This is a genomic window from Streptomyces sp. NPDC006365 (assembly GCF_042870755.1).
Taxonomy (GTDB): domain Bacteria; phylum Actinomycetota; class Actinomycetes; order Streptomycetales; family Streptomycetaceae; genus Streptomyces; species Streptomyces xiangluensis.
Genome location: NZ_JBIAHS010000053.1, coordinates 1 through 1160, shown reverse-complemented (window position 1 = coordinate 1160; position 1160 = coordinate 1). Strand labels below are relative to the sequence as shown.

Sequence of the window (1160 nt, the reverse complement as noted above, 5' to 3'; positions counted from 1 at the left end):
TACTGAGCCCTTCGGATTGTTGTCGGGGGGTGGTGACGTGTGGTGATCCCTGCGGTAGGCCGGTGGTATGCGGTACGCGCAGGGTGGCGGCCTGACCGCGGAGCGGCGGCGGTTTCGCGAGCGGATCCGGTACGAGGCGGGCGAGCGCTTCGCTCGCGCCGAGAAGACCGCAGTGATCGCGAGGGATCTGCGGGTGAGTGAGCGTTCGGTGGAGCGCTGGCGGCGTGCCTGGCGGGAGGGCGGGACGGGTGCCCTGGCCTCCACAGGGCCGCCGAAAGTGCCCAAGCTGTCCGATGGCCAGTTCGCCGAGCTGGAGAAGGAGTTGGCGCTGGGGCCGGCCGTGCACGGCTGGGAGGACCAGCGCTGGACCCTGGCCCGGATCAGAGAGCTGATCGCCCGGAAGTTCCGGCTGGACTGCTCGTCGGCGGCGGTGTGGCGGCTGATGCATCGCCATGGCTGGTCCTGGCAGTGTCCCGCCCGTCGGGCGCTGGAGCGCGACGAGGGTGCCGTGGGCCTGTGGAAGAAGGACGTGTGGCCGCAGGTGGAATGACTGCGGCGGCGCTGGGGGCCTTCATCGTCTTCGAGGACGAGGCCGGGTTCTCGATGACGCCGCCACGTGCCCGTACCTGGGGCCGGCGTGGGCATACGCCGGTGGTGCGGGTGCGGGGCCGCTCCTGGCGCCGCTGGTCGATCGCCGCCATGTGCTGTTACAAGCCGGGCGAGGCTTCGCGGCTGATCTACCGTCCGCGCCGCCACCGTAAGCATCGGGGCAAAGGACGCGACACCTTCGCCTGGACCGACTACCGCGACCTGGTGGTGCGCGCCCACATCCAGCTCCGAGCCCCCATCATTTTGATCTGGGACAATCTCAACACCCACCGGGCCGCCGGGATGCGGGACTACGAGGCCGAGCACGACTGGCTCACCATCGTGCAACTTCCCTCCTACGCACCCGACTTGAACCCGGTCGAGGGCGTCTGGTCACTGTTACGGCGTGGTCCACTGGCCAACACCGCCTTCACCGACGACGAGCACCTCGAACGCACCCTCCGCCGGGGACTGCGCCACATTCAGTTCCGCCCCGACCTGATCGATGGCTGCCTCACCGGCACCGGACTCACGCTCACCCACCGACCGACAACAATCCGAAGACCTCAGTA

2 protein-coding genes are annotated in these 1160 nt (G+C 69.0%); both read left to right on the top strand.

All coding sequences use genetic code 11. The features are described 5' to 3' along the window. Positions 1–67 precede the first annotated feature (67 nt). Positions 68–550 carry a winged helix-turn-helix domain-containing protein gene (locus ACFYO0_RS46465; RefSeq protein ID WP_388688530.1) on the top strand — a complete coding sequence of 161 codons (483 nt, stop codon included), beginning with the start codon at positions 68–70 and terminating at the stop codon, positions 548–550. A 53-nt stretch (positions 551–603) separates the two neighbouring features. Beyond that, a partial coding sequence (locus tag ACFYO0_RS46460; RefSeq protein ID WP_388688533.1) for a transposase occupies positions 604–1160 on the top strand: 557 nt, incomplete at its 3' end.